The organism is Flavobacterium sp. RSP49 (assembly GCF_003968735.1).
GTDB lineage: Bacteria > Bacteroidota > Bacteroidia > Flavobacteriales > Flavobacteriaceae > Flavobacterium.
Map to the genome: position 1 here is coordinate 195,255 of NZ_RYDN01000001.1, position 22,069 is coordinate 217,323.

Consider the following 22,069-nt stretch of genomic DNA (forward strand, 5'->3'; position numbering starts at 1 on the left):
AGATTGGAATGATAGCGGGATTAGCTCTTAAAATAAATAATGAGGATGAGATTGCTTCGTTCCTCGCAATGACTAAAACAATGAAAAAAATAATAGTTACTGCTTTAATAGCTTTAGGATCTACAACAATTAATGCTCAAGAAACCTGTAAAAGTCCATTGACGTTCTCAGGATATTTAGAAACGTATTACAGTTTTGATTTTGGGAATCCAAACCATCATGTGCGTCCGGGATTTTTTTACAGTCATAATAAGCACAATGAAGTCAATTTGAATTTAGGTCTTTTGAAATTGAATTATTCCAAAGATAATATTCGTGCTAATTTTGCTTTAATGGCCGGAACGTATGCCCAATATAATTTAGCCTCAGAACCAGATTTGTTGAAAAACGTATATGAGGCGAATGTTGGGCTAAAAATTTCGAAAGGCCACAATCTGTGGGTTGATGCGGGAATTATGCCCTCACATATTGGTTTTGAAAGTGCTATTGGGAAAGATTGTATGACTCTGACTAGAAGTATTTTGGCTGATAATTCTCCATATTATGAAACGGGAGTGAAAATTGGGTATACCTCTAAAAGTGAAAAATGGTATTTGGCGGCAATGTATCTAAACGGCTGGCAACGCATTCAGAAAATTGACGGGAACCAGACTCCGGCTTTTGGAACACAAATTACTTACAAACCAAATGCTAAAATGGCATTGAACTGGAGCACGTATATAGGGAACGAACAACCGGATACCGATAGAAAATGGCGTTATTTTAATAATTTTTACGGGCAATTTAAAGTATCTAAAACGACAAGTCTGATTGCTGGTTTTGATATTGGTGTGCAACAAACCGCAACAAAAAATGGCCAATATGACATTTGGATTTCACCTGTTTTGATGGCGCAATACAAGCCAACCCCTAAAATTCAATTGGCTGCAAGAGCGGAATATTATCAGGATGAAAAAGGGGTTATTATTGCTACAGAAACAGAAAACGGATTTAAAACGTATGGTTTTTCGGCTAATTTTGATTATTTGGCAGCAGACAATATGATGTTTAGAATAGAAGCCAGAACTTTGAACAGTAAAGACGATATCTTTTTGAAAAACCACAATCCAATAGATAGTAATGTGTTTTTGACGACTTCTTTGGCGATTTCGTTTTAGATTTTAAAAATAGAATTTTACCATTAAGAGATTAAATTTCATTGAGCACATGCATAATTCTTCTTAATTTCTCCTATGTTAGGGTGTTTTACAAGAAAAATCATTTTTGCCTATGAAATAAAATGTTTTTAGTTCTTTATAATGCAATTGGTGCTGCAAGACAACTATCCGGAATGTCAAATGCTTTTACTAATGAGACAGCATCCGGCCTTATTTCCCAGCAAAGCTGATTGACCATCTTGCGTATGGCTTTTGTTTTTATCCCCTCCATGTAGCCATCTTCAAGATACCAGCCTTTATTTTTCTCCATTTGTGAAAGCGCATACAACTGGCATAATTTTGTCACTATTTCCTTGTTTTTCTGATCTTCAATAGCTTGTACGGCTTTTTGAAACTGCTCCAGAACAATTCGATCCAGATATGCCTGAGCCACATCAATCATGTGGTGCTGCACCACATTAAAGGCATCATAAGGTTCAAGTCCACCATCAATCAGTTTTTTTAATCGTTTTGCTGCCGATGCCAATATCGTTTTTTCCCTATATTGAAAGGCATCCAGATGAAAGGCATCCTCTAATAAATGATCCTCATCTGTTTTTCGGGTTATAATAGGATTTTTTTTAGCAATAGCAGTTTTAGCAGTCTCAAAAACGTAATTTATTATACCCATAGCATCCATTTCTCCAAATGTCTTGCGGAATTCCGACAACCTGTTTTTAGCAACTAATTGCATTAATACCGTATTATCCCCTTCAAAGGTTGTGTAGATTTCGGTATCATTTTTCAAGGCATCGATCCTGTTTTCTGATAGGTATCCTTTGCCACCGCAGGCTTCACGGCATTCCTGCAAAACAGCAGTAGTACTCCAGGTTGAATACGCTTTCATTCCGGCAGCCAAGGCTTCAATTTCTGGCATTTCAGTTTCTGTTCGTTCTAGGTATCTATTTGTCACGTATTGCAACGCAAAATGAATGGCATACGTTTTTGCCAGCAAAGGAAGTAGCCTGCGTTGGTGTATTCTGTAATTTAAGATTGGAACTTCTGAACCGCCTTCGGGTCCAAATTGCCTGCGTGAGTCGCTATACTGTATTGCTATTGTTAATCCGGATTTGGCTGCCGCCAAAGCAGATCTCGGAATCCCAATTCGGCCGCCAACTAAAGTGCCTAACATCGTAAAAAAACGGCGATTGTCACTTGGAATTGGACTTTCAAATTTTCCTTCATCATTTACCGAAGCAAATCGATCCAACATGTTTTCTTTTGGAATAACGACATTTTCAAAACGAATGGTACCGTTATCAACGCCATTAAGTCCCATTTTATGTCCGCAATCACTAATAGTAATGCCTTTCAGGATTGTACTATTAGTATCCCGTATTGGAACAATAAAGGCATTTACGCCGTAATCCATTTCATCAATAATCAATTTAGCAAATACCGTAGCCATTTGACCGTGTACTGCCGCATTGCCAATGTATTCTTTCTGCGCCTTTTCATGTGGTGTATTAATGATAAACGTTTGGTTGTCGTGGTTATAAGTAGCAGTTGTTTCTAATCCTTTTACATTTGAACCGTGATTGGTTTCGGTCATGGCAAAACAGCCGGGCAACTTTAGCGAACCAATATCTTTTAAGTATTTGCTGTAATGTTTTTCGGTACCTAGTGATTGTATGCTCATTCCCCAAAGCCCGAATTGCACTCCAAATTTAATAACCAGGCTCAAATCATGGTAGCTTAATGTTTCCATTATAGCAAAATAATCGGCACTATTTTCACCGCCGCCGTATTGCTTAGGATACGCCATATTCCCCAGATTTTCTTTTGCAAGAATTGTGCACCAATCGTACACTTTTTCACGATATACCGCTGTATCAGTTGAAGTTTCATAGGCAAAATCTGGTCGACTGATGACCGTTTTCACTTTTTTAATAATAGCAGACTGTTTGCCATCCAGAATCTGAGTTAGTTTTTCTATGTCGAATGTGTTGCTCGTATGATAATTTGAAGTAACGGTTTTTGCCGTTTTTTTTAAATTTGAAACGGCTTCTTCACCTAAAATTCCCAAATCGTTTTCCAGTTTCATAAAATCAGTTGCAAGATCTTTGATAACAGAATTTTTTTCTGCAAGTACCATTGAAACATCAAATATAGATTTCAGCAAAGGATTCTGATCAATAGCAGTATCTATTTCAAATTTCCACTCCGCAAGTTCTATTCTTGAAGGAGGTGCTGAAACCATTACTTTTGTAAGTAGAAAATCCTGCTCTTTTCTGGAAATCCATTTTTGTGAGCGTATGAACTCTTGCAAAGTGACAAACTCTTTTTGAGTTAAGAGATCGTCTGACCAAGCAAGGTAAAAAAAAGGGATAAAGGCTTTGAGTTTTGAATTTTCCATAGCACACTTTAATTAAAATAAAATTTTCAGTTGGGTTAAGATAGAAAAAATTAATGAATAAAATGACGTAACAACGGGATACTTCTGTATTTAGAGCGGAAAATAACTCTCAAAAAGTATCAAAAAAATTAGAAAATACTGCAATTGGTTTTTCTTTAAGATTCAATAATTTTTATCAAATGAGAAGTACCAGTACTAAAAAAAGCTTTTAATTAATTCAAGGTCAAAGCTCCTAAAATTTCTTCTGATAAAAAAGGACCTCCGGGATATCTGGCCGTATAATCTAAATTCATCCAGATTTGGCCGCGTTCATCAACATGATAAAAGAGTTTTTTTTCTTTGCTTTCATTTACAAAAAGGATATTTTTAATTAGAAAATTTACTTTTTCTAAATCAGTAACTGAACCAATCAAAATTTCCGGATAAATGTGCCCTTTGGTATGAATCAATCGCGGTGTACCGCCAATAGCTTTGATGCTGGCTGCCATTAATATTGAATGGTCATCGCAATCACCCGAAAAATAAAGTAAGGACTCCGTGGCTGTTGCTATATAATCCCCGCCTTTTGGATCGCTGACGTAGTTCCACCGATTGTTAATTTCTTTGAAAACTGCAAAACACTGGATAATAGTCCTGTAATCCGAATACCCTTTTATATCTTTAAAATGTTTTGACGTTGCCATAATTGCAAAATTTCTAATTTTAGGATTTTGATATTCTATCGCATTAATAATCTTAGATTTACTAGGGAAAGGAAGTAGCTTAGCTATGATAATATCTTGCGGATATGGATTGTCTGACATGGTATACATGATAGAATTGTAATCTTCAAAAACGCTGTTAAACCCATAATTCCCTATTGTAGAACCATAAATTAAAATTAAAAAATAAAGGATAATACAAAAAAGAATAATCGTTCTCATGAACCGCAAGAGCACTTGAATAACGACTATCATTACTATAAACAGAACGACTCTATCAATATTAAGAGGCCAATTTGGGTTGATTAAATTCTGATGTAAGATGATAAAAACCGGAATGGCAATCAATATGTTCAGGACAAAAATAATAACGTCGTCCCAAGGTTTTGCAACCTGAAATTTTTGTTTAATTCCTTGAAAATTGATTTTTTTTATTTTTATCATGGTAGCATAAAAACAATAATCTAGACTGCTTTTACAATGTCTTCAAAAGTACCTTTTTTCTCGATAATTTTAAGTTGAAAAAGCTGATTTTGAATTTTGTTTAACATTTCAACAGTTAATGGTTTTTGTGACCACTGTGTTAACGACAGCCATTCTTGAATATCTTCTATTTTTTGATGGTAATTTGAAGCCAACGTTTTGTCAATGCTTGGAATATCTTTGAAATCTTCTGTAGTTTGATTAATGATTGCCAGAATTTTTGAAATAAGGACTGGATTATTTTCCAAAAATTCTTCTCGAACCGCAATTACAAAACAAGGCCAAGGTGTTGGGCAATCCGCAATTCTACGAAAAATACCTTTGTCAACTAATGGTTTGGTCATGAAACGTTCCCACATAAAATAATCTGCAGTTCCGTTTGTCAAGGCTTCAACGGCTCCATCGATAGTATTTACAATTTCAAACTGAAGAGTATCTGTTTTCCATCCTGAATGCAGTCGGGACTGATTATCGGCATTGACATACGCCATTAATTGGGAACCGGAACCCAACCTAGATATGGCAACTTTGGTGTTTTCTAAGTCTGCTACTGTCTTATAATTGGAGTTTGCAGCTACGTGAATTCCCCAAATTAATGGACTTTCCACATACAGCTGCACTATTTTACTTGGGTTTCCGGCAAGGATATCTTTTACAATTCCTTCGGTTAGGATTATGGCGATATCCGTTTCGCCATCACGGAGCATTTGACACATTTTTCCGGTTCCTTCAGGAACATCAGTCCATTGTAAATCGATATTTTCTTTTTCGAAATCTCCGCTTTCTATGGCTAAATGCCAAGGAAGATTAAAATGTTCCGGAACTCCGGCTATTTTTATTGTGTTCATTATAGGTTAGGATTTTTTAATTCGTACCAATTCCAAGAAACGCCATCTTCCAGATATTGTTCCGTCATTTTTAGTCCAATTTTTTTAATATTCTGTTTGAGGCAATATTATCCGTGTGTGCTGCGGCTTCCATAATTTTTATTTTCATTACATTAAAACCATAATCCAGCCAGGCAAAACTGGCTTCGCTGGCGTATCCTTTGCCCCAGAATTTTTCATTTAACCGATAACCAATATCATAGAAATGAACTTTGTTATTTACCATTTCAGTGTTGTATTTTAATCCGGCCCAACCCATTAATTTATTGGTTTCTTTCAAAAGAACCACAAATCGCCCAATATTATTTCGAAAGTATTGTGCTCTAACAAGTTCTATATAGGAATGTACTTCGCTAATATCTGTCAATGGTTTGTTCCAAAGATATTGATGTACCTTAGGATTGCTGTCCATTTCAAATAATGCGTCGGCATCTGAAAATAGCATTTCTCTTAAAATTAATCGGTCGGTTTCTAAAATAAGATTCATGTTTTATTAGAAATTTCATGGTTAACGATTTAGCCTGATAGCAGTGGTATTATGTCATTGCGAGGAACGAAGCAATTACACATTAATATCTTTAAAATTATTCAATTTTGCATACCGAATCATATTGGTGAAGGCTTCCTGATCTAGTTTGGGTATTTCCAGAATGGAGTTCAACAAAGTGGTATCGTATTCGTTGGCAGCTGTAGTAAAATAAGGATTTAAATGTTTGCCAATGCTTTCATAATACAGTTTTTCGATGGTGTTTTTATATGCAAAATCCAGTGAATTTTGTATCAAAGTAAAATTAGTGTACCCCACTTCCCTCATGATTAACTGTAATCCATCTGCCATATTGAAACTTTTATGATGTACAATATTAAGCTGTTCAATATCGTCTCTTTGAAACGTATTTACAATCACTTTTGCCACATAATCCACCGGAATAATGTTCAAAACGGTGTCTTCGTTAACGATAAAACGCACATTTTCTTGTTCTCCTTTTCGTTGGGAAGTAAAATGAAAAAATTTTGCCAAAAGATAAAAAACCATATATTTTGAAATAAAATACGGATTTTCAGTTCCTAACATTTTGCCTCCAATCACACTTGGACGCAGAATTTGAAAAGGCAAACCAATTTTTTTACATTCTTGTGCTATAAAATTTTCCGAATGGAATTTAGCATTTTCATAGGCATTGCGATGCTCGGGTTTGAATCCTAAACTATGAAAATCATTGTCAATTAGTCCTTTTCGGTTTCCAGATGAAAAAGCAGTTCCGATGTAGATAAACTTTTTTATGAAAGGATGAAATAGATTGAAAAGGGATTTTGTGATTTTAGTATTCTCTTCAAAAATCTTTTCGCGTTGTTCTTCATCGGTAGATAAGTTCACGAATCCAGCCGAATGAATGAAATACGCATCTTTTATTTGGCTTGAAAAAGTGTCCTGAATGACAGCCAAATCAGTATCAATGATTTCAATGTATTCGTGCAGTTTTGCTATCCCTTTGTCTTTTATGATTTGTGGTGTATAACTGCTGGATAAAAGTTCGTTTATTCTATCTAAAGCGGAGTTTTTTCCTTTGTTTCGTGCAATAATAAATAGTTTTCCATCAATTTTAGTGTTGATGAAAAGCTCCAGAATTTCATACATAATATGAGATCCCAAAACTCCTGTTGCACCTGTAAGTATTATTTTCATTATCGTTTTGTTGTAAAAACAAATGTAGTTTTAAAAAAATTAAACAGCACTTTTTTAAAACTACAATTGGAGAAGATTTTGAAAATTAATTTCTCTATCCTAAAGCAATTTTTTCTAATGTATACGCAATCAATTCATCAACGGCTTTGTATGGATCTTTGCTAAATGTTCCCGAAGCACGATTGGCAATGATGGCGTTTAATGACAATGCATTGTGCCCTAAAAGTGCCGATAGTCCATAAATAGCTGCAGTTTCCATCTCCAAGTTCGTGATTTGGTTGTCACCGAATTTAAAATTATCCATTTTAGAATTTAATGCTTCATCTTGAATATTCAAACGCAACACGCGACCTTGAGGACCGTAAAAACCACCGGCAGTTGCGGTAATTCCTTTGTGCATTTTATTGCTTTCGATTATTTTTTCCAATTTTTCGGAACATGCGATTACGTATGGTTTTCCTTTTCGTAAATCCCAATTGGTGTGTTTTACAAAAGCATCTTCCATTTCAAGATTCGAAACTTCGTCAATCAAATAGGAGCGGAGCATATTATCCAAACCTAATCCGAATTTTGATAGTACAAAACTGTCCACAGGAATATCCGCTTGTAAAGAACCCGAAGTTCCAATTCGGATGATATTCAATGAAGTTAGCTTTTCTTTTGGCTGACGGGTTTCTAGATCAATATTGACCAAAGCATCCAGTTCGTTAATAACGATATCAATATTGTCAGGACCAATTCCTGTGGACATTACAGTAATTCGTTTGCCTTTGAAAATCCCTGTTTGGGTTTTGAATTCTCTTTTTTGTGTCGAAAATTCAATACTGTCAAAAAACTGTGTGATTTTCTCCACGCGATTTTGATCTCCTACAAAGAGGATATCGTGTGCAATATGTTCTGGTTTTAAATTCAAATGGTAAACGCTACCGTCTGGATTTAATATTAATTCTGATGATTGTATCATAGTTTTTTTGTTTGATCTTTTAAGCTAGTCATTGCGAGGAACGAAGCAATCTTGCTGGATAGATTACTATTATAGATGAAGCGCGGTTTAGCCTTATGAGATTGCTTCGTACCTCGCAATGACATCTAACCTCCCACACGTTTTACTTTAAAGCCTTTTTCTTTTAAAATAATCATTATTTTATCGCGATAATCACCTTGAATAATGATAGAATCATCTTTAAAAGTACCGCCAACGCTCAATTTGGTTTTAATTTCCTTAGCAAGAATTTTAAAATCGGCGTCGGTTCCTTCATAACCCTCAATTATAGTGGTTGCTTTTCCTTTTCGTTTTTCGAATTTGCAAATCATAGGCTCTTTTTGAACGTATAATTCGTGTGCCACTTTTTCAATCGGCTCTTCAGGCGATGGTTCGTGATCTGGAAAAAGGTTTTTTAATTGGTCTTGTAAGTCCATATTATATTTAAATTATTTTTTACCACATAGAATCATAGCCATATTTCATAGAATGATGCGTTTTACTTTTTTACAGTAAAACATTGCTATGTAAATTCAAAAATGGTTTGTATTATTCTGTTCTATCTATGTTTTTATGTGGTTAAAATTATGCTGTTTTCTTTAAGTCTCCACCATTAAAAAAAAACAAAAGACATTAAGCATACACTTAATGTCTTTTGGTATCTGAAGTAAATTTAAGTTTATTTTTTAATAAGTCCCAAATCTACTAAACGTTCGTATAAATAGGCTCCCGAAGTAATGTCTTCGAATTTTTTTGGATTTTCTGCATCAATACAGTTTTCCAAACAATTCAATTTCATATCACTCACCGGATGCATAAAAAACGGAATAGAATACCGTGAAGTTCCCCATAACTCTCTTGGCGGGTTTACCACCTGATGAATGGTCGATTTCAATTTGTTATTCGTATGACGCGATAACATATCCCCCACATTGATCACTAATTCATCCGGTTCTGCAATGGCATCAATCCATTCTCCGTTATGATTTTGCACTTGTAACCCTTTACCTTGCGCACCCATCAACAAAGTAATCAAGTTGATATCACCGTGAGCAGCAGCACGAATAGCATTTTCTGGTTCAGACGTGATTGGTGGGTAGTGAATAGGTCGTAAGATTGAATTTCCATCTTTGGCATATTGGTCAAAATAAAATTCATCCAAACCAAGGTGAATTGCCAAAGCTCTTAAAACGTAAACACCGGTTTTCTCCAGCATTTGATAGGCCTCCTTACCGGCTACATTAAAACGAGGCAATTCTTTTACTTCGACATTTTCAGGATATTCAGAAGCGTATTTTGAACCTTCGGATACGTATTGTCCAAAGTGCCAAAACTCCTTCAAATCGCCTTCTTTTCTGCCTTTCGCATGCTCTGTTCCAAAAGAAATATACCCTCTTTGTCCGCCAATACCAGGAATTTCATACCCGTGTTTTGTTTCTAAAGGTAAAGCGAAAAAATTTCTGATTTCACCATACAATTCATCAACCAACTGGTCGTTTAAAAAATGCCCTTTGAGTGCTACGAAGCCAATATCTTCAAATGCACTTCCGATTTCATTTACAAATTTTTGTTTACGTTTCGGGTCGTCCGAAAGGAAATCACGCAAGTCAACACTAGGAATGTTTTGCATACTTTTAAATATTTTTTAATAACTTGAAGGTTAAAAACCTTGCAGATACAAATGTAAAGAATAATTTTATATCTGAATTTTAAAACGTACAAACAATGTAAAAAAATATAACAAAACAATATCAAACTGTTATATTTTTTTATCTTTGAACCATATAATAAAACCGGAAAAATGACCTTTGACAAAAAAAATCTTACTGACGATCAATTATTAGATTTATATAAAAGAATACTGAAACCAAGACTGATAGAGGAAAAAATGCTGATTCTTATCCGTCAGGGAAAAGTATCAAAATGGTTCTCTGGAATAGGTCAAGAGGCAATTTCTGTTGGTGTTACGGCAGTTTTAGATTCGGATGAATACATTTTGCCAATGCATAGAAACCTAGGAGTTTTTACTGGAAGAAACATTCCGTTGTACCGTCTTTTTTCGCAATGGCAGGGCAAAGCCAACGGTTTTACTAAAGGACGTGATCGTAGTTTTCACTTTGGAACACAACAATACAAGATTATAGGAATGATTTCGCATTTAGGTCCGCAATTAGGTGTGGCTGACGGAATCGCTTTAGCCAATAAACTAAAGAAAAACGGAAAAGTTACTGCCGTTTTTACAGGCGAAGGAGCAACAAGTGAAGGCGATTTTCATGAAGCGTTGAATATTGCTTCGGTTTGGAAATTACCGGTTTTATTTGTGATAGAGAATAACGGGTATGGGCTTTCAACACCTACAAATGAACAATACCGTTGCGAAAACCTGGCCGATAAAGGAAAAGGCTACGGAATGGAAAGCCATATTGTTGATGGAAATAATATTCTGGAAGTCTATAATTTATTATCTAAATTAAAGGCTTCGATGAAAGAAAATCCACGTCCTGTTTTATTGGAATTTAAAACCTTCCGGATGCGTGGACATGAAGAGGCGAGTGGGACTAAATACGTTCCGCAGGAATTAATGGACCTGTGGGCGATTAAAGATCCAGTAGAAAATTATAGAAAATACTTGTCAGAAAATGGGGTTCTTACCGCGGATTTTGACGCTGCTTTACATGCTGAAATAAAGAAGGATATTGATGAAAGTCTGGCTCTTGCCAATGCGGAACCTGAGATTGAAGCTTATTTAAGTGAAGAACTAAATGATGTTTATAAAACGCATGTATTTGAACAAGTTAACCCTTCAGAAGAAAAAGAAAATATTCGTTTTATTGATGCGATTTCTAGTAGTTTGAAACAATCGATGGAACGCCATGAGAACTCAGTAATTATGGGCCAAGACATTGCTGACTATGGTGGTGCTTTCAAAATCACAGATGGTTTTGTAGCGCAGTTTGGCAAAGAGCGTGTCATCAATACGCCAATTTGTGAAAGTGCAGTGGTTTCGGCAGGAATGGGATTGTCTATAAATGGATACAAAGCGATTGTGGAAATGCAGTTTGCAGATTTTGTTTCGACAGGATTCAATCCAATTGTGAATTTATTAGCCAAATCACATTACCGATGGTTAGAAAAAGCAGATGTTGTAGTCCGAATGCCTTGCGGTGGCGGAACACAAGCTGGGCCTTTTCATTCGCAGACCAATGAGGCTTGGTTTACTAAAACACCGGGATTAAAAGTGGTTTACCCAGCATTTCCGTATGATGCGAAAGGATTGTTGAATACTTCTATAAACGACCCAAATCCGGTACTGTTTTTTGAACACAAGCAATTGTACAGAAGCGTTTATCAAGAGGTTCCTTCTGATTATTATACGATTCCACTAGGAAAAGCGGCTTTGTTGAAAGAAGGAGATCAGGTTACGATCATCTCGTTTGGTGCCGCAGTGCATTGGGCTTTGGATACTTTAGCAAAAAATCCTGAAATTTCAGCGGATTTATTGGATTTAAGAACTTTACAACCTTTGGATACCGAAGCTATTTTTGCTTCGGTAAAGAAAACGGGAAGAGTAATTATTTATCAGGAAGACAGTATGTTTGGTGGAATTGCCAGTGATATTTCGGCAATGATAATGGAAAATTGTTTCAAATACTTAGATGCTCCTGTAAAACGAGTGGCAAGTTTAGACACACCAATTCCGTTTACTAAAGCATTGGAAGATCAATATTTGCCGAAAGGCCGATTCGAAAATGACCTAAAAGAACTATTGACGTATTAATTTTTAAATTATAAGTAGTTTATTTTTAGCGTTTTAATTCTAAAAATAACCTAATATCCAATAGATAATTATGAAAATTAAAATTGTACCAAAACAGCCGCCGCCTAGTTTTTTGGCACCGTAACCTGCGAGAATTGTTTTAAAAAATCCGTTCATCCGTTTAAATTATTAAGGGCATAGTTCCACTTTATTTTATCGATTATTCAATTTTGCTTTTTCCTTAATGATATCGCTTATTTTTCGATTTTCGATTTTGCTCTCTAGCCAAGAAATAATATCCAAATAAAGGAAAGCTCTTTTTTCATAGGTGTTTTTCTCCAGTTCTATAAATCTTGTTCTCATTTTTACAAATTCTTTTTTGATATCTGTTGGATAAATGGAGTTTAAATTTTTCAAAAACTTAATAATTTCTTTTTGCACTTCATGCAAATCATTCATTTTGATTAGGAATTTATAGGTGTTTTTCAATTGATTTTCCAAATAATAATCTTTTCCTAATTCATAATGAGCTATCAAACAGAGTAATCTGGCAAAACACATTAAATCTTCTCGCATGGAAAGATTTTTATTGTTTATGATTTTCTCCAAATAAAAAATACAATCTGTATATTTTTCATTCCCAAAATATATAGAAGCAAATTTATAGTAAAACAGCATTTCGTGGTGTTCATCAAGATGATCCGTATGTATTTTCAACTTGCCTAGAACTTCAGGAATTAAGTATTCTCCTTCTGCAAAAGTACCTTCCAGTATATGATAATTCAATTTATTATTATATAAATACAGAAATGATAAAGATGCAATATTATCATTTACAGGAAAATGGGAATCTTTTATGGTATTTTCCAGCAGTAATAAATATTTTTTGAATTTTGATTTGTACTTCAGCATGTATAGAGACTCCAATAAATAATGATTGCCTTTCAGGAAAAACACCGGATTTAAATGAATCATACTTGGGTTGTCATAAAAAAGAGTCACCCACTTTAAAGCATATTTGTAACAGGATAAAAAATCCTGAACTAAAAAGCTTCGCCAAAGATTGGCATTGTAAAACCAATATTTCTCTCTGAAACCGAACTTTTTCTCGTCAAATCTTGAAATATGCTTGTTGAAATAATCATCTATATAGGTGTATTCTTCGTCACTTTTTACATATCCGGTTTTAAGCATAATACCGTACAATTGCAAGGATAAATTAGATAATTTACTGGAAATGGTATTGCGATAATTCAGTTCTTTAGCCTGAATAACCAATTCATCTGCGCGTCCTTGAATACTTCGGGTTATGTATTGGGATTCAATGAGTTTCTCAAATTCTACAATTTCATAGGCCATGAGTTTTTCGTCATTTTCCAACGCTAAAATCTTTGTTTTATCCAAGATTTTTAAACTTTGCTTGTACAGCCCTTTATTGTACAAAATAGCAGCAAAATCAATTTGTTCTCTAAGCTGATATCGAATATTCTGACTGGGAATATTCAATCGGATGCTTACTAAAATTTGTTTGTATAAATACGATTTCAGATTGGATAATTGTACTTTTTTGATAATCCCACTTTTCAAAATAAGCTTCTCCTCATAGACTTCTGATTTGTCTAAAACATTAAATAATTCGATGAATTTTGTATTGGAACTGGTTTCTAATCGGCTGGCAAAAATCTTAAATTGTCTTTTTTCAGATTTTGAAAGCGATTTAATTAATACGAACAAGAAATCTTTTTGATGGTTAGCCATTGTAGAATAGTGTAGCTTAATGTTTTGTAATTCAATTGTTTACTAAGTTTTTTATTGCTTTATAAACAGTATATTTCATTAAATTGAGTTTTATATTAACGTAATGAAAGATATTTTTGTTATCAAGTTGTGAAATTACATTAAATAAATGAAAATGAATAGAGAGAAAGTTCAAATTTTTGATACCACCTTGAGAGACGGCGAACAAGTTCCGGGATGTAAATTAGATACCAATCAAAAACTAGTCATAGCCAATCGACTGGACGAAATGGGTGTTGACGTCATCGAAGCGGGTTTTCCGGTATCTAGTCCAGGTGATTTTTTATCTGTTTCAGAAATAAGTAAAATCGTTAAGAATGCAGTTGTTTGTGGATTAACCAGAGCGATAAAAAATGACATAGATGTTGCGGCACAAGCCTTAAAACATGCAAAAAGACCAAGAATACATACCGGAATAGGAACTTCGGAGTCACACATTGTACACAAGCTGAATACTACCAGAGAAGATATTATTGCCCGAGCAAAATTTGCCGTTTCCCATGCTAAATCGTATGTTGAAGATGTGGAGTTTTATGCGGAGGATGCTGGCAGAACGGACAACGAGTTCTTGGCTCGAGTCTGTGAAGCAGTCATTAAATCAGGTGCTACCGTGCTTAATATCCCAGATACAACTGGCTATTGCTTGCCGGAAGAATATGGCGCAAAGATTAAATATCTAAAAGAAAACGTCACAGGAATTGATAAAGTAATCCTGTCATGCCACTGTCATAATGATTTAGGAATGGCTACCGCAAATTCAATTGCAGGAGCGGTAAATGGAGCCAGACAAATTGAATGTACCATAAACGGAATAGGCGAAAGAGCCGGAAATACAGCACTGGAAGAGGTAGTGATGATTTTCAAACAACATCCGTATTTGAATTTAGATACCAATATCAATACCCGCCAGCTGAATGAAATGAGCCGATTAGTATCTGAAAGTATGGGAATGATGGTGCAACCCAATAAAGCAATTGTTGGAGCTAACGCTTTTGCACACAGCTCCGGAATTCATCAGGATGGGGTAATCAAAAACAGAGCGACTTATGAAATCATGGATCCGTTGGAAGTCGGTGTCAATGAATCATCAATTGTTCTTACCGCCAGAAGTGGCAGAGCAGCATTGGCCTACAGAGCCAAAAAAGTTGGATATGAACTTTCAAAAGTGCAATTAGATGTTGTCTATGTTGAATTTTTAAAGTTTGCCGATATCAAAAAAGAAGTCCTTGATGATGATATTCATCAAATAATTGAAGCCTGTAAAATGAGTAAGGAATTAATCCTCAACTAAAATATTTTGATTTCTATTATAATTTAAATCGCACTATTATGAATTTAAAAATAGCAGTACTTTCAGGAGACGGAATAGGTCCTGAGGTTACCTTACAAGCAAAAAAAGCGTTGTATGCAATTGGTGTGGTTTTCGATCATGAGTTTGTATTTGAAGATGCACTAATAGGTGCCGTTGCGATTGAAAAAACAGGAAATCCATTGCCGGAGCAAACATTGAATCTTTGTCTGAATACAGATGCTGTATTGTTTGGCGCTGTTGGCAATACAAAATACGACAACAATCATGATCCAAAATTGCGCCCTGTAAATGGCTTATTGAAATTGAGACAAGCATTAGGATTATATGCCAATATAAGACCTGTTAAACCGTATAAGGATTTATTAGATTTATCCCCTTTGAAAAGAAAAATCATTGAGGGTACTGATTTTGTGATTTTCAGGGAGCTTTCCGGGGGATCTTATTTCAGTGAAAAAAAGACGAATGCACAAGGCACATTAGCCTCTGATTTATGTGAGTATTCCGATGAGGAAATTATTAGGGTTAGTCATTTAGCGTTTAGAACAGCTCAGAAAAGACAAAAAAAAGTGACTCTGGTAGACAAAGCTAGTATTCTTGAAACGTCACGATTATGGCGAAAAGTAGTCCAGGAAATCAGCGAAAATTACCCTGATGTAACTTTAGATTTCCTTTATGTTGATAATGCCGCGATGCAAATCATTATTAATCCAAAACAATTTGATGTCATTTTGACCGAAAATTTATTTGGCGATATTTTATCGGATGAAGCTAGTGTAATCACAGGAGCCATTGGATTATTGCCATCAGCATCTCTAGGGAATTCCAGTGCTCTTTTTAAACCGGTACACGGCACTTTTTCTCAGGCAAAAGGCAAAAATACGGCCAATCCAATTGCCTCAATATTATCTGCTGCTATGCTTTTAGAACATTTTGGACTTCAGTTAGAAGCTAAAAAAGTATATGAAGCGGTAGAAAAAGCAATTGAATTAAATGTCGTCACAGCAGATTTGAATCCCTATTCTAAATTTGGCACCAATGAAGTAGGTGATTTTATATCCAATTATATTTTGAGCAAAGATGAATTATTGTATTTCAATAACGACAATGTTTACATAGGACAATCGACTATTGTTTAGGCAACACTAGTTGACTTTCAATAATTTTAAACAGATAAAAACCGACACAAATAAACAGACAATGGAATTAAATAAATACAGCAAGACCATAACACAAGATGAAACACAACCTGCAGCACAAGCAATGTTGTACGGTATTGGTCTGACTGAAGAAGATTTAAAAAAAGCACAAGTTGGAATTGTTAGTATGGGATATGAGGGAAATCCCTGTAACATGCACCTGAACGGCTTGGCTAAAAAAATAAAAACAGGAGTCTGGAAAGAGGACTTAGTAGGGTTGATTTTTAATACTATTGGTGTAAGTGACGGTATTTCAAACGGTACTGATGGAATGCGTTTTTCTTTAGTTTCCAGAGATGTAATTGCAGATTCTATTGAAACCGTAATGGGAGCACAATGGTATGATGCACTAATCGCTATTCCAGGCTGTGATAAAAACATGCCAGGTTCCGTCATGGCTATGGGAAGAGTCAATCGCCCTTCTATCATGGTTTATGGAGGCTCAATTCATTCTGGAAAATGGAAAGGGGAATCGTTAAATATTGTGTCTGCCTTTGAAGCATTGGGAAAAAAATTTAACAATACAATCGCTCCGGAAGATTTCAAAGGAGTGATTCAAAACGCTTGTCCCGGCGCAGGAGCCTGCGGAGGTATGTATACGGCCAATACGATGTCTTCGGCTATTGAAGCTTTAGGAATGAGCTTGCCCTACAGTTCTTCTAATCCGGCATTAAGTGACGAAAAACAACAAGAATGCATTGATGCTGGAAAAGCAATCAGAATTTTGTTAGAAAAAGATATAAAACCTCGAGATATCATGACACGTAAAGCATTTGAAAATGCGATTACCATGGTAGCTGTTTTAGGCGGTTCTACGAATGCAGTAATGCACTTAATCGCTATGGCACATGCTGTAGATATTGAAATTACACTTAAAGATTTTCAAGATATAAGTGACAAAACACCATTACTTGCCGATTTGAAACCGAGTGGAAAATACCTGATGGAAGATCTCCATGAAGCTGGAGGAGTTCCCGCAGTAATGAAATATTTATTAAAAGAAGGATTGTTACATGGAGACTGTTTGACAGTAACTGGAAAAACTTTAGCTGAAAATTTAGCTGCTGTTCCGGATTTGAACGACGGTCAGCAAGTAATACACGAAATCCAAAAAGCACTAAAAGCAACAGGAAACATTCAAATTTTGTATGGAAATCTTGCTGAGGAAGGCTGTGTGGCTAAAATTAGCGGAAATGAAGGGGAGTATTTTGAAGGAGATGCCATTGTTTATGAAAATGAACATGATGTAATAACTGGGGTTCGCGGGGGTGAAGTCAAACCAGGGAATGTAGTGGTCATCCGGTATTGTGGTCCAAAAGGTGGCCCCGGAATGCCTGAAATGCTTAAACCTACTTCAGCTATCATGGGTGCTGGTCTTGGAAAAAGCGTAGCCCTGATTACTGATGGCAGGTTTTCTGGTGGTTCACATGGATTTGTTGTGGGACATGTTACACCCGAAGCTTTTGAAGGAGGCGGTATAGCGCTCGTCAAAAATGGAGATATTATCACTATTGATGCAGTCAAAAATACAATCAATTTAAAAATATCGGATGCAGAGTTTGCACATAGGAAAGCAAATTGGATTCAACCTGAATTAAAAGTAAATAAGGGAGTTTTATTAAAATACATCAGAGCGGTCTCGAGCGCTTCGACAGGATGTGTAACTGATAAATAACTTCAAAATCAACGCCAATAGCAATAGCAAAATTGACATAAGCCTAAAAAAATAATAATGAAAAATAATACAATATCCGGCGCCGAAGCCGTTATTAGATGCTTATTAGAAGAAGGAGTAAATTTGGTTTACGGCTACCCAGGTGGCGCGATTATGCCCGTTTACGATGAATTATATAAATTTAAAGATCAATTACACCATGTTTTAGTACGTCATGAACAAGGCGCTACCCATGCTGCACAAGGTTTTGCAAGAGCGACCGGTAAAGTAGGAGTAGCGATAGCCACTTCAGGTCCGGGAGCCACAAATTTAGTTACCGGAATTGCAGATGCACAGATTGATTCGACTCCCATGGTGTGCATCACGGGACAAGTAGGGAAACATTTATTGGGATCTGATGCCTTTCAGGAAACAGATATTATTGGGATATCGACTCCGGTTACCAAGTGGAATTATCAAATTACCGAAGCTTCTGAAATTCCGGAGATCATGGCAAAAGCTTTTTATATTGCTAAATCAGGTCGTCCAGGGCCCGTATTAATTGATATTACAAAAAATGCTCAGTTTGACCAAATGGAATTCAGCTATAAAAAATGTACCAGCATCAGAAGTTACAATCCAAAGCCGATTTTAAATCTGGAAAAAGTTAAGGAAGCAGCTGCAATTATTAATACGTCCAAAAAACCTTTTATCGTATTTGGTCAAGGAATTATCCTTGGTGAAGCCGAAGAACAACTCAAAGCATTTGTTGAAAAATCAGGAATTCCCGCTGCTTGGACTATTTTAGGACTTTCGGCATTGCCTACTGATCATCCGCTGAATGTAGGGATGTTAGGGATGCACGGTAATTATGGTCCTAACGTTTTGACGAATGAATGTGATGTTTTGATTGCCCTTGGAATGCGTTTTGATGATCGTGTCACCGGAAATCTGGAAACCTATGCAAAGCAAGCAAAAGTAATCCACTTTGAAATTGATTCAGCCGAAATCGATAAAAACGTGAAAACAACAGTGGCCGTTTTAGCAGATGTCAAAGAGTCTTTAACCGCTTTACTTCCTTTTATCGAAAATAACACACATGAATCCTGGCACAATGAATTCAAAGAAAAATATGAAATTGAATTAGAAGCCGTAATCAATGACGAGTTAAAGCCTAAGAAAGAAGGAATTTCTATGGGAGAAACGATTGAAATGATTAACAAGCATTCTAAAGGAGATGCCATTATGGTTTCGGATGTAGGACAACACCAAATGTTTGCCTGTCGGTATGCCAAATTCAATTCGACCAAAAGTAATGTCACTTCAGGTGGTTTAGGAACCATGGGATTTGCATTGCCTGCTGCGATTGGTGCCAAAATGGGAATGCCAAATCGAGAAGTAGTAGCCATAATTGGAGATGGAGGGTTTCAAATGACCATTCAGGAATTAGGAACTATTTTCCAGACTAAAGTTCCTGTGAAAATTGTGGTCTTGAACAATGAATTTTTAGGTATGGTTCGTCAATGGCAACAATTGTTTTTTGACAAAAGATATGCTTCGACCGAAATGATCAATCCTAATTTTATAGCCATTGCTGAGGGTTATTACATCAAAGCAAAAAAAGTAACCAAAAGACAAGATCTTGATGCGGCTGTGGCCGAAATGATGGCTTCAAAAGAATCCTATTTCCTGGAAGTTATGGTAGAAAAAGAAAATAACGTATTCCCAATGATTCCTACAGGAGCATCGGTTTCAGACATAAGATTGAGTTAATCCCCATCCCAACCCTCCCCGAAGGGGAGGGAGATTGAAAGAGAAATTGTTAATAGATTATATTTTTGAATTAGTAATAAAAATTATAAACATACCCTAAGCTAGTTTCGGCACTCCCTCTTTTGGAGGGGGCTGGGGGAGGATAAAAAACATGGAAAATAAAACATTCACCATTTCTGTTTATTCAGAAAACAACGTTGGCTTATTGAACAGAATATCTGGAATATTCTTGAAACGCCATATCAATATTTTGAGTTTAAATGTATCCGAATCGGAGATAGAAAGTGTTTCCAGATTTATTATCGTGGTGAATACTACCGAAAAATGGGTACATAATATTGTAGGACAAATCGAGAAACAAATTGAAGTCATCAAAGCTTTTTATCATATTGACGAAGAAACTATTTTCTTAGAAAATGCATTATTCAAAATTGAGTCGAGCTTGCTATTTGACGAAAAACAAATTCAGAATATCATCAAAGAAAGCCATTCCGAGATAGTTACAGTGGCCAGAGACTTTTTTGTGATTTCAAAATCAGGACAACGTGCTGAAATTGAATCATTGTACGATAAATTAAAACCTTTTGGAATCATGCAATTTGTTCGTTCCGGTAGAATATCAGTTTCCAAAGCAAAAATGGAGATTTCAACATTATTAGAAAAACTTTCTTAAAAGTGTTCAGTCGCTATGTAGCTTGTCATTCCGACGAAGGAGGAATCTCAATCTTATCAGAATTAATTATTACAAATATTAAATTTTACAATCATTAAACAATAAAAAATGGCAAATTATTTCAATTCATTACCACTCAGATTACAATTAGAACAATTAGGTGTTTGCGAATTCATGGATCAGTCTGAATTTGTAGACGGAATTAAAGCTTTAGCAGGAAAAAAAGTAGTCATTGTAGGGTGTGGAGCACAAGGGTTGAACCAAGGGTTGAACATGAGAGATTCTGGTTTGGATATTTCTTATGCTTTACGCGCCGATGCAATTTCGGAACAAAGAGCTTCGTTTAAAAATGCGTCTGATAATGGATTCAAAGTGGGAACGTATGAAGAATTAATTCCAACAGCTGATTTGGTATGCAACCTTACACCAGACAAGCAACATACAGCTGTAGTTACGGCAATCATGCCTTTGATGAAAAACGGATCAACGCTTGCTTATTCTCATGGTTTCAATATTGTAGAGGAAGGAATGCAAATTCGCAAAGACATCACTGTAATTATGTGTGCACCAAAATGCCCTGGATCAGAAGTACGTGAAGAATACAAGAGAGGTTTTGGTGTACCCACTTTAATCGCGGTTCACCCCGAAAATGATCCAAACGGAGCTGGTTTTGAACAAGCAAAAGCGTATGCGGTTGCTACTGGTGGTCACAAAGCCGGGGTTTTAAACTCTTCATTTGTAGCCGAGGTAAAATCAGATTTAATGGGAGAACAAACCATTCTTTGTGGCATGTTACAAACCGGTTCTATTTTATGTTTCGATAAAATGATTGAAAAAGGAATCGAGCCTGCTTATGCTTCAAAATTAATTCAATATGGTTGGGAAACAGTTACAGAAGCTTTAAAGCATGGTGGAATTACAAATATGATGGATCGTTTGTCTAATCCCGCAAAAATTGAAGCGTATGAATTAGCAGATGAATTAAAAGACATCATGCGTCCGTTGTTTCAAAAACACATGGACGATATTATCTCTGGCGAATTTTCCAAAAATATGATGATTGACTGGGCTAATGATGATATCAATTTATTGACTTGGAGAGCTGCAACTGCAGAAACTAACTTCGAAAAAACAGCGCCAACAGCTGCTCATATTTCAGAACAAGAGTATTTTGACAATGGTGTTTTGATGATTGCCATGGTGAAAGCGGGTGTCGAATTGGCTTTTGAAACCATGACTCAAACAGGAATTATTGAAGAATCAGCGTATTATGAGTCTTTACACGAATTGCCTTTGATTGCTAATACTGTGGCAAGAAAAAAATTATATGAAATGAACCGAATCATTTCGGATACTGCAGAATATGGTTGTTATTTATTTGATCACGCCTGCAAACCATTGTTGATTAATTTTATGAAAACGGTAGAAACTAATGTGATAGGGAAACCTTTTTCAACTTCAAATGGAGTTGACAATGCGGTTCTTATTGCAGTAAACAAAAGCATTCGTCAACATCCAATAGAAGAAGTTGGGGAGTGGTTGAGAGAATCCATGACTGCGATGAAAAAAATTGGATAAAAAAATTAGATATTACCACCCAAGAGAGGGTGTGTTG

17 protein-coding genes are annotated in these 22,069 nt (G+C 35.7%); 8 read left to right on the plus strand and 9 right to left on the minus strand.

From position 1 onward, the window contains the following. Positions 1-80: 80 nt before the first annotated feature. Positions 81-1,157 carry a porin gene (locus EKM02_RS00845; RefSeq protein WP_126451585.1) on the plus strand — a complete coding sequence of 359 codons (1,077 nt, stop codon included), beginning with the start codon at positions 81-83 and terminating at the stop codon, positions 1,155-1,157. Positions 1,158-1,293: 136 nt separating this feature from the next. Here the strand turns inward: EKM02_RS00845 and EKM02_RS00850 are convergent, their stop codons facing one another. From EKM02_RS00850 to EKM02_RS00885, 8 genes are all read right to left on the minus strand, one after another. Beyond that, on the minus strand, positions 1,294-3,552 hold the full coding sequence (locus tag EKM02_RS00850) for an acyl-CoA dehydrogenase (RefSeq protein ID WP_126451586.1): 2,259 nt from the start codon (positions 3,550-3,552) through the stop codon (positions 1,294-1,296). 212 nt (positions 3,553-3,764) lie between these two features. Continuing rightward, positions 3,765-4,697 carry a transglutaminase gene (locus tag EKM02_RS00855; protein ID WP_126451587.1) on the minus strand — a complete coding sequence of 311 codons (933 nt, stop codon included), beginning with the start codon at positions 4,695-4,697 and terminating at the stop codon, positions 3,765-3,767. A gap of 20 nt (positions 4,698-4,717) precedes the next feature. Next, on the minus strand, positions 4,718-5,584 hold the full coding sequence (locus tag EKM02_RS00860; RefSeq protein WP_126451588.1) for a substrate-binding domain-containing protein: 867 nt from the start codon (positions 5,582-5,584) through the stop codon (positions 4,718-4,720). 70 nt (positions 5,585-5,654) lie between these two features. Next, positions 5,655-6,110 carry a GNAT family N-acetyltransferase gene (locus EKM02_RS00865; RefSeq protein WP_234423126.1) on the minus strand — a complete coding sequence of 152 codons (456 nt, stop codon included), beginning with the start codon at positions 6,108-6,110 and terminating at the stop codon, positions 5,655-5,657. Positions 6,111-6,185: 75 nt separating this feature from the next. Further along, complete coding sequence (locus EKM02_RS00870; protein WP_126451589.1) at positions 6,186-7,310, minus strand: SDR family oxidoreductase; 1,125 nt, start codon at positions 7,308-7,310, stop codon at positions 6,186-6,188. 94 nt (positions 7,311-7,404) lie between these two features. Next, on the minus strand, positions 7,405-8,274 hold the full coding sequence (locus EKM02_RS00875) for a nucleoside phosphorylase (RefSeq protein WP_126451590.1): 870 nt from the start codon (positions 8,272-8,274) through the stop codon (positions 7,405-7,407). A 125-nt stretch (positions 8,275-8,399) separates the two neighbouring features. After that, entirely contained in the window at positions 8,400-8,729 is a 330-nt protein-coding gene (locus tag EKM02_RS00880; RefSeq protein ID WP_126451591.1) for a translation initiation factor, read from the minus strand. Between the two features lie 242 nt (positions 8,730-8,971). Then, positions 8,972-9,922 carry an isopenicillin N synthase family dioxygenase gene (locus EKM02_RS00885; RefSeq protein ID WP_126451592.1) on the minus strand — a complete coding sequence of 317 codons (951 nt, stop codon included), beginning with the start codon at positions 9,920-9,922 and terminating at the stop codon, positions 8,972-8,974. Positions 9,923-10,093: 171 nt separating this feature from the next. Between EKM02_RS00885 and EKM02_RS00890 the strand changes: the two genes are divergently transcribed. Beyond that, on the plus strand, positions 10,094-12,070 hold the full coding sequence (locus tag EKM02_RS00890; protein WP_126451593.1) for a thiamine pyrophosphate-dependent enzyme: 1,977 nt from the start codon (positions 10,094-10,096) through the stop codon (positions 12,068-12,070). Between the two features lie 192 nt (positions 12,071-12,262). Here EKM02_RS00890 and EKM02_RS00895 read toward each other — a convergent pair whose 3' ends face one another. After that, positions 12,263-13,807 carry a hypothetical protein gene (locus EKM02_RS00895; RefSeq protein WP_126451594.1) on the minus strand — a complete coding sequence of 515 codons (1,545 nt, stop codon included), beginning with the start codon at positions 13,805-13,807 and terminating at the stop codon, positions 12,263-12,265. 154 nt (positions 13,808-13,961) lie between these two features. Between EKM02_RS00895 and EKM02_RS00900 the strand changes: the two genes are divergently transcribed. The 6 genes from EKM02_RS00900 (at position 13,962) to ilvC (ending at position 22,032) form a co-directional block, all read left to right on the plus strand. Next, positions 13,962-15,137 (plus strand): 2-isopropylmalate synthase, encoded by a 1,176-nt coding sequence (locus EKM02_RS00900; RefSeq protein ID WP_126451595.1) that lies wholly within the window; start codon positions 13,962-13,964, stop codon positions 15,135-15,137. 38 nt (positions 15,138-15,175) lie between these two features. Then, positions 15,176-16,294, plus strand: a complete 1,119-nt coding sequence (leuB, locus tag EKM02_RS00905; RefSeq protein WP_126451596.1) for a 3-isopropylmalate dehydrogenase — start codon at positions 15,176-15,178, stop codon at positions 16,292-16,294. Between the two features lie 61 nt (positions 16,295-16,355). After that, a complete protein-coding gene (ilvD, locus tag EKM02_RS00910) occupies positions 16,356-18,029 on the plus strand; it encodes a dihydroxy-acid dehydratase (RefSeq protein ID WP_126451597.1) in 1,674 nt (557 codons plus the stop codon). A gap of 57 nt (positions 18,030-18,086) precedes the next feature. After that, a complete protein-coding gene (gene ilvB, locus EKM02_RS00915; RefSeq protein ID WP_126451598.1) occupies positions 18,087-19,781 on the plus strand; it encodes a biosynthetic-type acetolactate synthase large subunit in 1,695 nt (564 codons plus the stop codon). A gap of 151 nt (positions 19,782-19,932) precedes the next feature. Next, positions 19,933-20,454, plus strand: coding sequence for an acetolactate synthase small subunit (gene ilvN / locus EKM02_RS00920; protein WP_126451599.1), 522 nt, complete (start codon positions 19,933-19,935; stop codon positions 20,452-20,454). Positions 20,455-20,562: 108 nt separating this feature from the next. Continuing rightward, on the plus strand, positions 20,563-22,032 hold the full coding sequence (gene ilvC / locus EKM02_RS00925) for a ketol-acid reductoisomerase (RefSeq protein WP_126451600.1): 1,470 nt from the start codon (positions 20,563-20,565) through the stop codon (positions 22,030-22,032). Positions 22,033-22,069 lie beyond the last annotated feature (37 nt).